The 12997-nt window shown below is 68.6% G+C and carries 26 protein-coding genes; 6 read left to right on the top strand and 20 right to left on the bottom strand.

The window, feature by feature from the left end; translation table 11 throughout:
* Positions 1-4: 4 nt before the first annotated feature.
* Together ACFULQ_RS26960 and ACFULQ_RS26955 are read right to left on the bottom strand one after the other, a co-directional pair.
* Complete coding sequence (locus tag ACFULQ_RS26960; protein WP_383548275.1) at positions 5-484, bottom strand: helix-turn-helix domain-containing protein; 480 nt, start codon at positions 482-484, stop codon at positions 5-7.
* Between the two features lie 73 nt (positions 485-557).
* Positions 558-1184 carry a hypothetical protein gene (locus ACFULQ_RS26955; protein ID WP_383548272.1) on the bottom strand — a complete coding sequence of 209 codons (627 nt, stop codon included), beginning with the start codon at positions 1182-1184 and terminating at the stop codon, positions 558-560.
* A 486-nt stretch (positions 1185-1670) separates the two neighbouring features.
* On the opposite strand from ACFULQ_RS26955, the gene ACFULQ_RS26950 reads away from it, so the two are divergent.
* Positions 1671-1865: a hypothetical protein gene (locus ACFULQ_RS26950; RefSeq protein ID WP_383548269.1), complete on the top strand. Its 195-nt coding sequence runs from the start codon at positions 1671-1673 to the stop codon at positions 1863-1865.
* Positions 1866-2241: 376 nt separating this feature from the next.
* A complete protein-coding gene (locus ACFULQ_RS26945; protein WP_383548266.1) occupies positions 2242-2676 on the top strand; it encodes a hypothetical protein in 435 nt (144 codons plus the stop codon).
* A 4-nt stretch (positions 2677-2680) separates the two neighbouring features.
* Here ACFULQ_RS26945 and ACFULQ_RS26940 read toward each other — a convergent pair whose 3' ends face one another.
* The 8 genes from ACFULQ_RS26940 to ACFULQ_RS26905 form a co-directional block, all read right to left on the bottom strand.
* Positions 2681-2860, bottom strand: coding sequence for a hypothetical protein (locus ACFULQ_RS26940; protein WP_383548264.1), 180 nt, complete (start codon positions 2858-2860; stop codon positions 2681-2683).
* Between the two features lie 62 nt (positions 2861-2922).
* Complete coding sequence (locus tag ACFULQ_RS26935; RefSeq protein ID WP_383548262.1) at positions 2923-3642, bottom strand: hypothetical protein; 720 nt, start codon at positions 3640-3642, stop codon at positions 2923-2925.
* Positions 3639-4172: a hypothetical protein gene (locus tag ACFULQ_RS26930; protein ID WP_383548259.1), complete on the bottom strand. Its 534-nt coding sequence runs from the start codon at positions 4170-4172 to the stop codon at positions 3639-3641. Before ACFULQ_RS26930 ends, ACFULQ_RS26935 begins: the two co-directional genes overlap by 4 nt.
* A gap of 10 nt (positions 4173-4182) precedes the next feature.
* Positions 4183-4335, bottom strand: a complete 153-nt coding sequence (locus ACFULQ_RS26925) for a hypothetical protein (RefSeq protein ID WP_383548257.1) — start codon at positions 4333-4335, stop codon at positions 4183-4185.
* 10 nt (positions 4336-4345) lie between these two features.
* On the bottom strand, positions 4346-5359 hold the full coding sequence (locus ACFULQ_RS26920; RefSeq protein WP_383548254.1) for a DUF2637 domain-containing protein: 1014 nt from the start codon (positions 5357-5359) through the stop codon (positions 4346-4348).
* 69 nt (positions 5360-5428) lie between these two features.
* Positions 5429-5641, bottom strand: coding sequence for a hypothetical protein (locus ACFULQ_RS26915; protein WP_383548251.1), 213 nt, complete (start codon positions 5639-5641; stop codon positions 5429-5431).
* Between the two features lie 94 nt (positions 5642-5735).
* Positions 5736-5936, bottom strand: coding sequence for a hypothetical protein (locus ACFULQ_RS26910; protein WP_383548248.1), 201 nt, complete (start codon positions 5934-5936; stop codon positions 5736-5738).
* Entirely contained in the window at positions 5933-6097 is a 165-nt protein-coding gene (locus ACFULQ_RS26905; RefSeq protein WP_383548246.1) for a hypothetical protein, read from the bottom strand. Before ACFULQ_RS26905 ends, ACFULQ_RS26910 begins: the two co-directional genes overlap by 4 nt.
* A 131-nt stretch (positions 6098-6228) precedes the next feature.
* Between ACFULQ_RS26905 and ACFULQ_RS26900 the strand changes: the two genes are divergently transcribed.
* A complete protein-coding gene (locus tag ACFULQ_RS26900; RefSeq protein ID WP_383548243.1) occupies positions 6229-6558 on the top strand; it encodes a helix-turn-helix domain-containing protein in 330 nt (109 codons plus the stop codon).
* Between the two features lie 40 nt (positions 6559-6598).
* Here ACFULQ_RS26900 and ACFULQ_RS26895 read toward each other — a convergent pair whose 3' ends face one another.
* Positions 6599-6916: a hypothetical protein gene (locus tag ACFULQ_RS26895; RefSeq protein WP_383548240.1), complete on the bottom strand. Its 318-nt coding sequence runs from the start codon at positions 6914-6916 to the stop codon at positions 6599-6601.
* A gap of 84 nt (positions 6917-7000) precedes the next feature.
* On the opposite strand from ACFULQ_RS26895, the gene ACFULQ_RS26890 reads away from it, so the two are divergent.
* The 3 genes from ACFULQ_RS26890 (at position 7001) to ACFULQ_RS26880 (ending at position 9042) form a co-directional block, all read left to right on the top strand.
* Positions 7001-7432, top strand: coding sequence for a DUF6233 domain-containing protein (locus ACFULQ_RS26890; RefSeq protein ID WP_383548237.1), 432 nt, complete (start codon positions 7001-7003; stop codon positions 7430-7432).
* Positions 7433-7753: 321 nt separating this feature from the next.
* The gene (locus tag ACFULQ_RS26885; protein WP_383548234.1) at positions 7754-8527 is read left to right on the top strand and encodes a DUF3800 domain-containing protein; all 774 of its coding nucleotides are present in this window, start codon (positions 7754-7756) and stop codon (positions 8525-8527) included.
* Positions 8528-8811: 284 nt separating this feature from the next.
* Entirely contained in the window at positions 8812-9042 is a 231-nt protein-coding gene (locus ACFULQ_RS26880) for a hypothetical protein (RefSeq protein ID WP_383548229.1), read from the top strand.
* 57 nt (positions 9043-9099) lie between these two features.
* Here the strand turns inward: ACFULQ_RS26880 and ACFULQ_RS26875 are convergent, their stop codons facing one another.
* The 9 genes from ACFULQ_RS26875 to ACFULQ_RS26835 all read right to left on the bottom strand — a co-directional run bounded on the left by ACFULQ_RS26875 (position 9100) and on the right by ACFULQ_RS26835 (position 12951).
* A complete protein-coding gene (locus ACFULQ_RS26875; protein ID WP_383548226.1) occupies positions 9100-9279 on the bottom strand; it encodes a hypothetical protein in 180 nt (59 codons plus the stop codon).
* Positions 9280-9345: 66 nt separating this feature from the next.
* Entirely contained in the window at positions 9346-10044 is a 699-nt protein-coding gene (locus tag ACFULQ_RS26870) for a hypothetical protein (RefSeq protein ID WP_383548223.1), read from the bottom strand.
* 90 nt (positions 10045-10134) lie between these two features.
* Entirely contained in the window at positions 10135-10596 is a 462-nt protein-coding gene (locus ACFULQ_RS26865; protein WP_383548220.1) for a hypothetical protein, read from the bottom strand.
* A complete protein-coding gene (locus tag ACFULQ_RS26860) occupies positions 10593-10817 on the bottom strand; it encodes a hypothetical protein (protein WP_383548217.1) in 225 nt (74 codons plus the stop codon). The genes ACFULQ_RS26865 and ACFULQ_RS26860 overlap by 4 nt, the downstream gene beginning before the upstream one ends.
* A 2-nt stretch (positions 10818-10819) precedes the next feature.
* Complete coding sequence (locus tag ACFULQ_RS26855; protein WP_383548214.1) at positions 10820-11032, bottom strand: hypothetical protein; 213 nt, start codon at positions 11030-11032, stop codon at positions 10820-10822.
* Between the two features lie 2 nt (positions 11033-11034).
* The gene (locus ACFULQ_RS26850; RefSeq protein WP_383548211.1) at positions 11035-11769 is read right to left on the bottom strand and encodes a hypothetical protein; all 735 of its coding nucleotides are present in this window, start codon (positions 11767-11769) and stop codon (positions 11035-11037) included.
* Positions 11766-12116 carry a hypothetical protein gene (locus ACFULQ_RS26845; protein ID WP_383548208.1) on the bottom strand — a complete coding sequence of 117 codons (351 nt, stop codon included), beginning with the start codon at positions 12114-12116 and terminating at the stop codon, positions 11766-11768. The genes ACFULQ_RS26850 and ACFULQ_RS26845 overlap by 4 nt, the downstream gene beginning before the upstream one ends.
* Positions 12113-12310: a hypothetical protein gene (locus tag ACFULQ_RS26840; RefSeq protein WP_383548205.1), complete on the bottom strand. Its 198-nt coding sequence runs from the start codon at positions 12308-12310 to the stop codon at positions 12113-12115. The genes ACFULQ_RS26845 and ACFULQ_RS26840 overlap by 4 nt, the downstream gene beginning before the upstream one ends.
* Positions 12307-12951 carry a hypothetical protein gene (locus tag ACFULQ_RS26835; RefSeq protein ID WP_383548202.1) on the bottom strand — a complete coding sequence of 215 codons (645 nt, stop codon included), beginning with the start codon at positions 12949-12951 and terminating at the stop codon, positions 12307-12309. Before ACFULQ_RS26835 ends, ACFULQ_RS26840 begins: the two co-directional genes overlap by 4 nt.
* Positions 12952-12997: the final 46 nt, after the last annotated feature.

Here is a 12997-nt window from a genome sequence, read left to right as displayed (position 1 = left end):
CCCCTCAGGCGCCGCCCATCATCCCCTTCAGCCAGGCGTCGACGGCGGCCAGGCCCTCGGCGTCCTGCTCGGCCGGGGACAACTTCAGCGAGCGGTCGATCGCGGTGGCGACGACGCCCATGAGGGCGCGCTTGTCCGCAGGGGTGGGCTCGGGGGCGTCGTAGGTGTCGAAGTCGTGGTCCTTGCCGCCCCAGTCCCAGTAGGTGTGCGGGGCGTTGACCTTCTCCAGCTCCCGCTCAGCGACGTCCTGGAGGCGTTGGGCGAGGGCAGCGCGGCGGTCGGCGAGGTCCGCCTGCCGGACCTCCGTGGCTTGCCGGACCTCGGCGGCGCGGGAGAAGGAGAGGCCGAGGCCCTTGGCGATCTCGCTGATCGTCCGTCCGGAGCGCCCCAGCTCGGTGGCAATCTCGTTGCGGCCCTTGCCCTCGGCGTGCAGCTGGCGGACGCGCTCGCGCTCCTGGTCGGTGACGGGGTTCGCGCTGCCCATGGGCGTCACCCCCCTGGACATGGCGAAGGCCCGACCTCGCACGGGCGGGGCCGGGCCAGTCATCGGGTGTGGGTCAGCAGGACTCCTCGAACTTCACGGCCGTCAGCGTCACCGGTTGGCCGTCGAGCTTGGTGCCAGCGGAGGGGGTCTGGGAGCAGACCTTCCAGTTGGACTCCACGAGCACCAGGCGGTCCTGCCCCGAGGCGTCCTTCACGGTGATGCTGGTGGACGGGTCGAGGGCCTGGCGGGCGACCTTGACGGCCTTGCCCTTGAAGTTGGGCATCGTGGTGCCCGCGGTCTCCTGCTCCCCTGCGTCCTTGCTGGGGCAGTCCTCTTCGAGTTTGACCGCCCCGAAGTCGATCTTGGTATTCTTCGGATGTTCTCCAGCCGCGGGCTGCTGTGAGCAGACCTTCCAGTCGCGGTCGAGGATCTGGTTACGGCCCCGGCCGAGAGCATCGTGCGAGTCGAGGTAGTAGAACCCGGCTTCCTGGGCCTGGTCCTGCGCGGACTGAAGGCCCTTGCCCCGCATGTCGGCCAGTTGGCCCGTGGGGGCGGTGCCGGCGTCCGTCTGCTTGCTCGTGGTCGCGGTTGTGGTCGGCTTGTCAGCCGTGCTGTCGCTGGAGGTCGTGACGTCTTTGCATCCGACGAGCGTGAGGAGGCTTGCGGCGATCAGGGTGACGCCGACGGTACGAGTGCGCATGATTCCCCCCGGGTAAGGCAGCTGAGGGAGCATCATGCGGGGCGGGGAGGCCTAAGGGAGGCGGAGTGACGTCCTCGTGACACAAATGAGTGCTGTGATGGACGTTTCCTGCTGTGTCCGGGCACGCCGGACTTGCGCCCAGGATGGATCATGTGCTCGGCGGATGCAACTACGTCACGTGGTTCGGAACCTTCAGGAGTCTCCGAGCTTGAATTCGTGACCTAGGGGTCGCGTGCGCTCGATAAGCCTCGTCACCACAACGTCAATACCCTCATAGGGTCCTCGATCTATTCGCACGATCTGGCCGCTATGACGGTCCGTCATGAGCCGCTGATCTGCGACTTTACTTCCTGGGCATGTTGCTGTCAGTACGCCCGGTAATATCGAAGTAGAGACCGAACAGCTCCTCTTTCGTGCCGCGTTGGGGGTGCGGCCTCCTGCTCCGGCCTGCACAGGGCGGGTCGGCGAGGAAGGGAGGTCTCCCCGATGTGCAACCCGTCCGAGGACTCTGAGGATCACTCCGAGGAGCTTGAGGAGCGTTCGGAAGAGTCTGAGGAGTACGACGACTCGAACGATCCTGGTCGCTGGACGAGCTACCAGAAGTGGTCGCTTGGGCTGGCGGCGTCGGGGGTGGTGATACCCACCATCATCGGCGCGGCGCAGTTCCTCGCCGCTCGATAAGAGTGTGACGAGTCTTCGGTCGTGGGCCGGCAGCTGGCAGCAGCGAGCCCGGTCGAGATCTGGACGACCGGGCTCGTGAACTGCGTAGGAGGGCCTGGTCTCGGGTGATGGCCGGGGCCGGGCTCTCCGCCGTGTATACGGTTTGTGTACACGTATTGGAATAGTACACCGAGGTAAATCTCCTGCCAGGTCGCCGATGGCTTCACGGCGGTAAACCCGCAGCTCCCAGCTCTGTGCGACCGTGACGCTCAGCTGGACTGATTGACCAGGACTGACTATTCGACGCTGACGGACGTCAGGCCCGTCATGACGGGCCTGACAGGCGTGACCGATCAACAAGGCGTGGATCGGCCCCTCGCCGACCTAGCATCCCTCCATGGCGACGCTGCTCATATCCCTTGCTGCTCTCGCAGTCAGCATCATCTCTCTCGTCTGGCAGTTCATCACTTGGCTGCGGAACGGCCCGGTCATCCGTGTGAAGACCTACTACTCGATTCCTGTCGTGGCCGGACAAGTGGGGAACTCTCAGTACCTCTCGGTGTCCGCTACGAACAGGGGACGCGCGCCCGCCACGATCACGTCGTGGGGGCTGCTGCTGCCCGATGACCGGGCGGTGGTTACAAACAGTGCTCCGCTGCCGGGAGTTGAGCCGCTTCCCTTTCGGCTCGACCCGTACGCGGAGAGCAGTTGGTACATCGCGGCCGAAGCCGTGGACCAGATCTGCACCGAAGGCGGCTTCACCCACAGCCAGATACGCCCCTACGTGATCGTGGCTGGGCAGGGAAGACGAGTCGGTAAGCGGCTTCACTGAGACCTCAGTCATCCTCGTCGCTGAGCGCGACCTCAACTGTCTTGATCTTGCCGCTGGTCGAGAGCTCGGCGCGGACGTGGCGGTCGCCGGGGACGCCGGCTTTCCGTGCGTCCTTCACGAACCGAGTGAGCTCGTCGAGGGTCATGTCCTTGTCGTCCCCGTGGGCCCGGATGGAGGTCGGCATGGGGTCAGGATGACGTACGGAGGCCCCGCCGCGGGTGGGGTTCCGCGACAGGGCTCGGCGGGTCATGAGGCGGGTGATCCGGGCGGCTTGTGCTGGGCTCGCGTGAGCTCGTCGATGAAGCGCGCGATGACGTCGCGTTCTGCGCCCGCCGGGCCAGTGCCAACTCGGTGGCTGAGGTCGTGGATCGTGAAGCCGGTGTCCGTGCGCTCTACACGGAACCCCTCCCCGCTCCCCTCGCTGCCGTCGTTGTTGCTGTTGCCGTTGTCGCCTGACCTGCAACAACAACCCTCCCCGTGGGCGTGGCCAGTGACGGGAGAGGGGGCGGCCGGAATGGCCTCCCGGCGTACAGACGGCCCGTTCCCCTCTCGCGTGCGCCCGGACTTCCAGGGGATGTTCTCGGCCTTGAGGAGCGCCTTCACGGCCTTGGTGTCGGGGAGCTGGAGGTCGTCGCGGAGGACGGTGAGGAGGACGCCCTTGTCGTCGCCGACGAGCCGGCGGAGCGCCGCGGCGACGTCCGGCGGCGCGGTCTCCTCCTGCTCCTGGTCCTCGTCGCCCTCGACCCGCGCGGCCCGCCACGCCATGACCTTCTGCACGCCGATGGTGCCGAGGCTGCCCACGACGATGTAGGCCGCCTCGGGGAACACGGTGACGGTCCGCCAGGCACCGACGATGCCGATCGCGGACAGCACCACGATCGGCATGCGGCCGGCCGACTCCTCGTCTTCCTCCCCCGCCGTCTCGTCGTCGATCTCGGGCTCGGAGCCTTCCTCACGGGCGCTCACAGGATGCCCACCACCCAGTCGCCCAACCAGGACACCGAGGGCGCGACAGCCCAGCCGACGAAGCCCGCGATCGAGGAGGCGAGGCCAAGGCTGATCCCGGCCAGGATCTGGCGGACGAAGTCCCAGCGGAAGCCCTTCTTCGAGCAGACCGCGAGGATCACCACAGTGATCACGATCACGGCCGCATGCCCGCCGGGGGTGAGGGCAAGGTGGCTGGCCCGGGTCACGGCCGGAGTGGTCGAGCCGAAGCCGTAGACCAGGACGATGTCGCCGACGGTGTTGGTGCCCCAGAGGGACCAGTCGGCAGCGCCGCCGATGATCCCTCCGACGCACAGGATGAGGAGCGCGCCGTACGACAGGCACAGCAGCTGCGGGGCCAGCGTCTGGAGCGCCTTCGAGGAGAGCTTCTTCTTGTGGCCGGTCCACCAGCGGGTGAAGTCCCAGGCGAACAGGCTGAGTCCGGTGGTGACGCCTCCGAGAGAGACGACTCCGTAGACCGGGATGTTGAGGGGAGGCAGGGCCAGATCCATTGCTGGGTCCTCAGTGCAGGAGGGCCGCGGCGAGGGCGGCGAGGGCGAGGATGAAGGCGCCGGTGCCCGTGACCGGGAGGACGGCGTGCGGGGCCTGGTGGGCCAGACCGAGGAGCGCACCGCAGGCGGCGGCCGCGCAGAAGACGCCGAACAGGGTGGTCACGGGCGGACTCCTAGGCGCTCATGCCGAACGGCGCTGACGGCAGGTTCTTAAGGTGGGGCTCGTGGGTCTCGACCTCGGCGCGGAGGGTGCCGCGGATCCATCCGTCGGAGGCGTCGTCCAGGCCGGCGCGGATGATCGCGGCGCGCATGGCCGCTGTGCCCGGCCGGGTCGGTGGGACGGTGTCGTACAGGGCGCGGATCACGGCACAGCGCGGGTCGCTGTACTGGATCGGCCCCGGGGTGGCCGGGGCCTGGGCGGACGCGGAGGCCTTCGGGGCCGGGACGAACCCGTGGCACGTGACGGGCAGGAGCCGCGCCCCGGTCGGGATGACGGGCGGGCGCGGAGTCGGCCGGCGCGCGGGCGGGGGCGGCGGAGGGGTGGGCGCGCTGGGCAGCGCGGGCGGCGCCGGACGGGCCTTCACCGGGGGTGTGACGGGCGTCGTGACGGGGGTGTCATCGGTCCTGTTGACGCTGGTGACGGCCGTCATAGGGGCGGCGGAGTCGAGGGTGTCGAGGCGGTGCCGGACGGCGCTGCGCAAGGTGGTCCAGGCGTCGCGGGGGAACATGAGCCAGGCGAGGACCGGGATGTGGGGCATGCGCTCGGCGACCAGGCCGCGGGCGGCGCGCTGTTCGTCGCGGACGTCGCGGCGGTGGAGCTCGAAGAGCAGCTCGACGGCGAGGCTGATGGAGGCGAGGCCGATGCCGCCGACGAGTCCGCCGACCTCGCGGCCGTGGCTCCAGTTGAGGACGCCGGAGACCGTGACGAAGGCGAGGACGGCGAGGCGCGGGAGGCCGGCGGGGGTGCCGCGCTCGATGGCTCGCTTCGCGTACTGGGCGCAGAGTAGGCCGGCGAGGTCGAACATCAGGGACAGGGCGTAGGCGGGCCTCTCGCCCATGCCCCAGCCCATGAGCTTGCTGCTGATGGACCAGGCGGCGGCGACAAGCATCATCGCGAGGACGATGAACCAGGCGATGCCGACACCGGTGCCGAGGCGGCGGCCGGTGCCGGCGGGTGAGGTCTTCAAGAGGGCTCCTGGTGACGAGGAGGGGCCGCCCTCGCTGGGGGTGGCGGGGGCGGCCGGTGTGGTTGGGACTCAGTCCCAGTCGGTGACGCAGTCCTTGCCGAGCTGCTCGCGGTCCCGCTTGCGGTCCTCCTCCTCCCACGCCTGGCCTTCCTGGTCGGCGGCCGCGGCGTGGCGGTGGTGGTTGGCGCGGCGGGTGCGGGCAGCACTGGCCGAGGCGGACTCCTGGTCCGAGTACTTCGTCTTCGCGAGTTCGCCGTCGTTGCGGTTGAAGAGCCAGCCCATCAGCGGCCTCCGATGGTGATGGCGAGACCGGTGAGGGTGAGCGCGAGGGCGAGGAGGGCGAGGAGGCGGACGGCGCGGTGGCCGGGCGGGCGGCTCACGCGTCGGCTCCCTCGGTGAGGATGCTTCCGGCGGACTTGTAGTCGCCCCACGCGCTGGCCGCTTCGCGCCCGAGGGCGGTGTGCTCCTCGGGCGTGGTGGCGGTCTCGGTACGGGCGTTGATGTCGTCGATGCGGGCGCGGGCGTCGACGCGGAGTCGGGCCGCGGCAGCGATCTCCTCGGGCGTGTAGCCGCTCACGCGTTCACCGCCTGGCGCGGGAGCGGGTTCGCGGCGAGATGGCGGGTGAGCGCGCGGCCGGCGGGGGCCTGAGCCGGGTGCCGGAGGATGCCGCACAGCGCGCAGCCGCGGGACGTGTGGGGGCTGTGCTCGGGGTTGTGCTGATCGGTACGGTTGGCCATCAGGGCCTGCCTTTTCGTGATGGTTGAGGTGGGCCTGGCCCTGTCCCGGAGCGCCAACTCAGCGGGACAGGGCCGTTGTGCATCGGCAGCGCGTGCTGCTTGCTGACGACTGTAGGGGTCCCCTACAGTCCATGCAAGCGGCCCGCCGGATGAAGGGCCAGGCGTTGAGCGAAGAGGAGGTGCGCCGCGTGTCGGACGCCCTGGATGCGGTCGATCAGATCGCCGATCGCGTTGAGCGGGTGCGAGCGCAGAGCCGGATCATGGCTGATCAGGTCGTCCGGAATCGGACGTGGTCGGCCGAGCGCACCGCACTGATCCGCGAGCTATGGGCCGACGGTGAGGGCATGTCGTACCGGCAGATCGCGGACCATCTGGGGATCAAGCTGTCCACGGTCCAGGACGTCTTTCGCGGCTACAAGGGGTCCGGTACGGCGCGCCCAAAGAAGCCAGACACGGAGTAGGTGAAAGTCGAGCCGCCCCGGGGTGAGGGCGGCGACGCCGTCAGGAGTTGTCGCGTGAGGCGCGGCGGCTGGCGAGTGCCGCGAGGACCACTTGTGCGATGCCACTCAGGGTGCCGATTGCGGCCAAGATCAGGCCGATGCGATCCCCGTCGGCCCCTCCGAGACCGGTGACCAGGAAGACGATCCCGAGAACGATCAGGGCGAAGGTCACTACGAGCACACCGCACCCAAGCAGGATGGAGGATGGCAGCCCTACGGTTTCACTGGCCCTGTTTCCCCTGTACGCAAAGTGAATGCCGTCGACAGGCGGATTTCGTGGTGGCGGAGTGGACGGGTCGGGTGTGGGGTCGTCGGCCATCGGCAGCTCCAGGTTTAGCGCGGCAGGGGCACAAGGATGTCGGTAGGGCTGGAAGCCGTAAAGACCGGGCTTAATATCGAACACATGAGCGAGGAACTGCCTCCGGACCCCCCGCGCCTCCGCGCGATCCTGGCGCACCTCGACGCCCAGCTCGCCCAGAACGAGACCGTCGGGATCTACCTGAGACTCCAGCGCGAGGCCGTGCAGACCGCGCTCGCCCACGCCGAGGCGCCAGCACCAGCCCGACGGCGCCCGGGCCACCTCCCCAAGGGGGCCCTCCCGCTCCGCTCAATGGAAATGGCCCACGTCCAGCGCCGGCCCGAGTTCGTGGTCCAGCGGAACCGGACTCCGCGTGGCCTCCAGCCCTCGATCATCCACCTCGGCGACTGCTCGATGATCGAGGGCAGTGCGCACCCGGTCACCGAGCACGACGCCAGGGTGTCCTTGACGGACCCGTCGATCGAGCCGTGCCAGTTCTGTCGACCGGACACCGAGCTCGGCATCGACGTTGCGTAACGAGAGCGGACGGCTGATTTCGGGCGGGCCGTAAAAAAACTTTCTACCCACACCCTGTAGACCGTAATTACGCAGGTCATGGGGCTTTCAGGGTGTAGATGGTTACTCTATGCACAGGCTTCTGCACAGCTTTATCCACAGAAAATCTCGTGTTTTCAACAGAAGTTACGACTGTTATGCACAGGGGCTGTGGATAAGCACATTGGTTGACGGGCCGTCACGTGCCACGATCGTTACGCGATGTACACGAGTCGCCGTTCCGCGTACGACGGCAGAGGTGCAGAGCTGTCGAGTCGACGCATCGAACGGAGGTACCGGTAGATGGCCACGGTCGCTGTCAATACAGGGCAGGCGCCAGCGGGACGCAAGCTCCACGCCTTCATCGACGAAGCTGGCGTGCGCTCACGGTCAAAAGCGTCCAGCGACCACTTCGTCATGACGGCCGTCATCCTGGATGACCAAGACCTTCCGGCAGCTGCGCAGTTCCTCGCGCAGCTGCGCCTGGACCTCGGGCGCGGGCCCTCAGATGAGTTGCACTGGGTCAACCTGAAGCAACATGACCAGCGCGTACACGCGGCCAAGTCGCTGGGTGGCCAGAGCTGGGCGACCATCTCCAACGTCGTCGCGTGCAAGCGACACTTGAGTACCAAGATCACTGATGGCCAGTTCTACCTGTACACCTTTCGGTATCTGCTGGAGCGCCTGTCTTGGTACGCGCGCGACGCACAGGCGACACTGCACTACACGCTCGCCCACATCACGCGACCGCAGATGACGATCGGGGACCTGCGGCAGTATGAGGCTGCACTCCGGGCGATGCAGACGAGCATCGTCTGGACGGCCCTTGATCCGGCGGGCGGCAAGATCAATCAACCGGCCAAGGTTGAGATGCTCCAGTGTGCCGACCTGGCGGCATCGGCCACCTATCGGGCCTTCGAACTGGATCGGTTCGGAAACACCGAGGATCGGTACCTCCGAGAGCTGTCCCCTCGGATCTACCGTCGCGGCGGAGGTGCGATCACCTCGTACGGCATGAAAGTCCACCCGTGGGACAGCAACACGAAGGCCGCTTACCCGTGGGTAGCGGCCCTGTGATGCACGTCGGCCGGCTGTTGAACCGCCTATAGCGGGTGCCGACGTTTCCGACCGGCAGACGACCGTCCGTGCTCTTCAACCGTAACGCATAAGTCATGGCGGTCAACGGGCATACTGGGGCAAATTGTCAGACTTTACCTTCAGATTAGAACTTGTGTCCGAAGGTGCTGATGGGGTCTATGGGGCGGCTTCGCGGCCCACCCCCGTTATCCACAGGCCCCAACGCGGCCACCGCGATCGTCGTACCGTGCTGCCTCCAATGATCACGAACACGGGGGTGCCCGATGTCGTACAGGGTGGAACTCTGGCTCCAGGCCGAGGAAGTGCTGGCTGGCCTCTCGGAGGAGGGGCGCCGCGAGGTGATGGAGCTCATCGCGACCGTCCTCGTCGAGCGGGGGACGTGGCCGGCGCCCGGCGGCTGGGAGACCGCCGAGCGCTTCGGGTCCCACTCGTGGATCACATTCGCCGCGTACCGCGACGGCATCGACGTTGTACGCGTCGGCTGGGCCGGCTGACATGCTGCGCCACCTGGATCCTCCACGTCAGAGATGTGAGAGGAACCAGGGCGCTCGTCAGTGAGGCTGCGCAGGGCTCGCGATGAAGGCATAAGCCTCGGACAGGTTCTTCAGCGCCTCCGCTGCGTTACCCGGGTTCAACTTGGTCGTCGCCTCAGCATTCCGGACGATCATGTCCAAGAGTGTCTCCCTCGCGACGTCCTGAGGGTCCCGCTTCGGCTCCTCGGTGTTGCTCACGATTCCTCCGTGATTGCAGTGAACTTGTCCAAAGGGACGAACGGGCTGGGTGTGCAGTTCCCGAGTTCAAACTGCCGCGTGACTGGTCCAAGTTCGTCCGCATCCGCGGCACTTCACCTTCGGGTCCTGGCCGTCGCCGCCCTCGATGCGCAGCACTCCTCGGCAGTGTGGGCAGGACCGCTCCAGGACCTGCGTACGGCGGGCCATCTCGAGCGCCTGGTCGACCTGCCCGGCCGCCCATCGGGCGGCTGAGGCGATCTGGTCCTGGCGGACGCCGGTGAGCTTTGCGCACGGCCCGGGCGCCCCGTCATGACGGGCCAGGAGCCACGCGGCGGCGAACGGGGCCGTACGACGTCGGGGGTCGGTGAAGGACCAGCGGCGGTCGTCGGCCTCGTCCTTGAGGATCAGCGTGCGCAGCTGGAGGGCGATGTCGTCGCCGGGGCCGGCCACGCGGATCGGGACTTGGGTGACGGGGAGCCGCTGGACTGCGCCGGCGATTCCGTCGGCGGTGTCGACGAGGCGGTGGTCGATCGTGGCCATGGTGTCGAGGATCTCCACGCGGAGGGGCGCGACGCTGGCGCCTACCTGGTCAGGGGAGCGCTCCAGGGCGCGCAGCTCTGTGGCCTCGTCGGTGGCCTTCAGGTGGTCGTGGAGTCGGGCGATGCCCATGACGGGGGGCCAGGTGTCGGCCTGGTTGGTGGCGAGGGCGGTCTGGAGGTCGATCCAGTGGTTGATGACGTGGTGGAGGTGGTCGGCGGTGGTCATCGTGACTCCTGGGGCTTGCGGGTTACGGTGATCACTGCCGGGGGCGCGCTATGTCTGGGGAGACGAGGGAAGCGCGCCCCTTCCGCATGCTCAGCTGCGACGGGGCGGGGGCCCGAAGCGACGGACGTCGCGGACGGCGTCGGCGATGTGGGGAGGGTCCGGATGGATATGGACCTGCACGTGCGGCTTTGTCGCCGGGGTGAGTAGCTCGGCGAGGGCCTGGTCCCAGTCGGTGAACTTCACGGCGCGGTCGTCGAGGTAGGCGGTCGCGGGGAGCTTCCGGTTCGTTACGAGGATTCGGTCCCTGTCGTTCCAGAACTCGCAGATGACCTCGCCGGGCGGCTCCCACGTGATGTTGAACTCGCCCCGCTCGAAGAGCCAGTCGGCGACCTGCTCTGGATGACGGCTGGTGAAGACGAACACGGCGTCGCGCTCCATGAGGGCGTGGAGGCCGTCGAGGGCGCCGGGCAGAGGGGGGTCGTAGATCGTCCCGTCTGCCCAGCCGCGGCTGTAGGCGTGGATCACGCCGTCGAAGTCCACAGCGATCGTCACTGGTCCTCCCAGGTGATGCCGTTGTTGGCGAAGGCGCGGACGATCGCCGGGTCGTCGAGGAAGAGCTGAAGGGAGTCCAGTTCGGTGTCCCAGTCCTCGTCCTGGAGGTCGGCGATCAGCTTGGTGAGGGTCTTCTCCTTCACCTCGTCGGAGGCTCCGGCCTCGATGAGGCTGCGGGCGACGGGGTTGAAGAACGTGAGTCCTGCGCTGCCGAATCCCATGGTCAGCGCCTCCCAGGCTGGTAGGCGAAGTGGTTGGCCCACTGGGGCCGGTACGAGCCCGTGCGTAGCTGTTCGCCGAGCCGAGCCAGCGCCTCGGTGGCGCTGCGGGCGAGCGCGGCGAAGGCGTCGAGGGTCTGGCGGACGAACAGAGTGATGCGCGCCAGGTGCTCGCTGGCAGCGCGTGCCTGCTGAGGGGTGAGTCGGACGATCCGCATGGTCACTCCTGGGTCTGTTCGGTGGGGGCCTCGCTGATGACGGCCTGGCGGAGTTCGAGGAGACGCTGGTCCCACCAGCGGGAGATCAACGTGCCGAGCGGAGGCGGGCCGGCCTTCACCCACCTCTCGTAGAGAGCACGCACTCGCTCGGCATCACCGAGCAGCTCGTCGACGCGCGCGATCGCGGCCCTGTGCCGGGCCGCGTTCTCCTCGGCGATCAAGTCGTGGGTCTCAGGGGCGGACAGGTCCCGGGTGCCGTGCGACCACCAGGGCGCGTCGGGGATGCCGTCCGGGGGGCGAACCGTGTGTGCGTCCAGAGCAGGCTTGCCGGGGATGGGCCGGTGCACCCAGTGGCCGGGGTCACCGGTCAGCTCGATGGGGTGGCCGCAGACGCAGCGCGGGCCGTCAGCGGGCGTCATGACGGCCTCGGCGACCTCGACGGGCGGGGACTCCGCCGTGCCAGCGACTGGCGGCTGGGGCGGGAGCTTGCCGTTGAGGTACGCCTGCCCGACCGCGGCCGACATCTTCTGGACGATCGTCTCCATCGAGCCCTCGGCCGTGCCACCGTTGACGATCTCCAGAGCGGCGGCGAGACCGGAGAGCATGCCGCCGAAGAACATCTGCGCCGGCGCCGGCGCGGGGGCGCTGGCGGTCTGGTGCTTGGCCTCGTCGATGAGGGCCTTGATGTGGGCCCGGGCGCGGTCGTCGACCGCTCGGCCCCGGTTCGGGTGGCTCACTGGCTGCTCCTGGGGTGTTCGGCGGCGAGGTCGGCGGTGAGCCGGTGGAAGAGGTCCGTGCACTTCCGCCGGTCATGGGCGGCGCCTCCGCTGTGGTCGGCGAGTGCGCAGCACGGGTTCAACGGAGCAGGCGCCTGACCGAGTACGTACGCCTGCTCCCACTTGGCCTCGGCGAGGGCGCGGCGGTGGGCTGCGTAGGACCGGTTCGAGCACCAGGCGAGGAACGCGGCGACGTACAGGCCGGGGACGCACAGCCAGAGGTTGAAGGTGGCCAGGTGGATGCCGGCCGCCGTTGAGGCGAGGGCGGCCGCGGCGAGCAGGCGGGCCGTACGACGGTGCGCGCTCACTGGAGGCTCCGGTGCAGCGTGTGGACGGCGCGGGAGGCGGCGAGGGCCGCAGCTACGGCCTCGCTTGCGGCCCAGGCCAGCCGCCAGACCGCTGCGGTGCCCGCGCACAGGGCGAGCGCCGCGACAGCGATCCACGCGGCCATCGCCCCGAGGAAGATGGCTACGGCGTCGACGGGGCTGGTGACGGCCGTCATGACGGGTCCGGGTCGTGGAGTCGTGCCTCCGCGGCGAGCCACTCCGGCCACCCGGCGAGGTCGCCGGTGAAGTGCCGCCCGACCGCCTCAGCGTGGACGCGCGCACCTTTCTGCATCCACCAGCCCTTGACGTACGCGTGGACGCGGCCGAGCTGGCTGTCCGGTGCGGCCCGGTAGGTGAGGGTGATCTCGGTTGGGGCGATGGTGCGGGTCTCGTTGTACTCGTCCGGCACCTCGGGGGCGCCACGGACGATGTAGACGATGGAGCGGGCGCGCGGGATGCGGCTGATCGTGACGGCTGAGGTCTTGGGCTTGGTCGTCTGCTCGCTGGGGTGGTCGGGTCGGGCCAGGCGGCGGAGCGCGTTCGATGCGTCAATGGTGCCGAGGTCCCAGGCGTGCTCGAAGCTGACGAAATCTGTCTTGTCACGGCGGAGTTGGGTGAAGTCGAGGGTGAGTGCGACGTCGGCGGCTTCGTGGAGGGTGGCGGATCGGATCTCGGCGCGCTCCTGGGCCTTGCGCTCGCGGACCTTGGCCTCGATCGGGGCCATGAGGGCGGCGGCGCGGGCGGTGGAGTCCGGCTCCAGGTCGGCGAGCTGCGTGGCTGGGGAGGCGATGGGGGTGGGCTGGTCGTCGGTCGACATGCTGCTCCTGGTGCGGTGAGGTCGGCCGCCCGGGGCGTGTCCGGGC

The sequence above is a fragment of the Streptomyces sp. NPDC057253 genome (assembly GCF_042669125.1).
Taxonomy (GTDB): domain Bacteria; phylum Actinomycetota; class Actinomycetes; order Streptomycetales; family Streptomycetaceae; genus Streptomyces.
The sequence above is the reverse complement of the archived record's forward strand: the minus strand, read 5'-3'. Positions and strand labels throughout refer to the sequence as shown.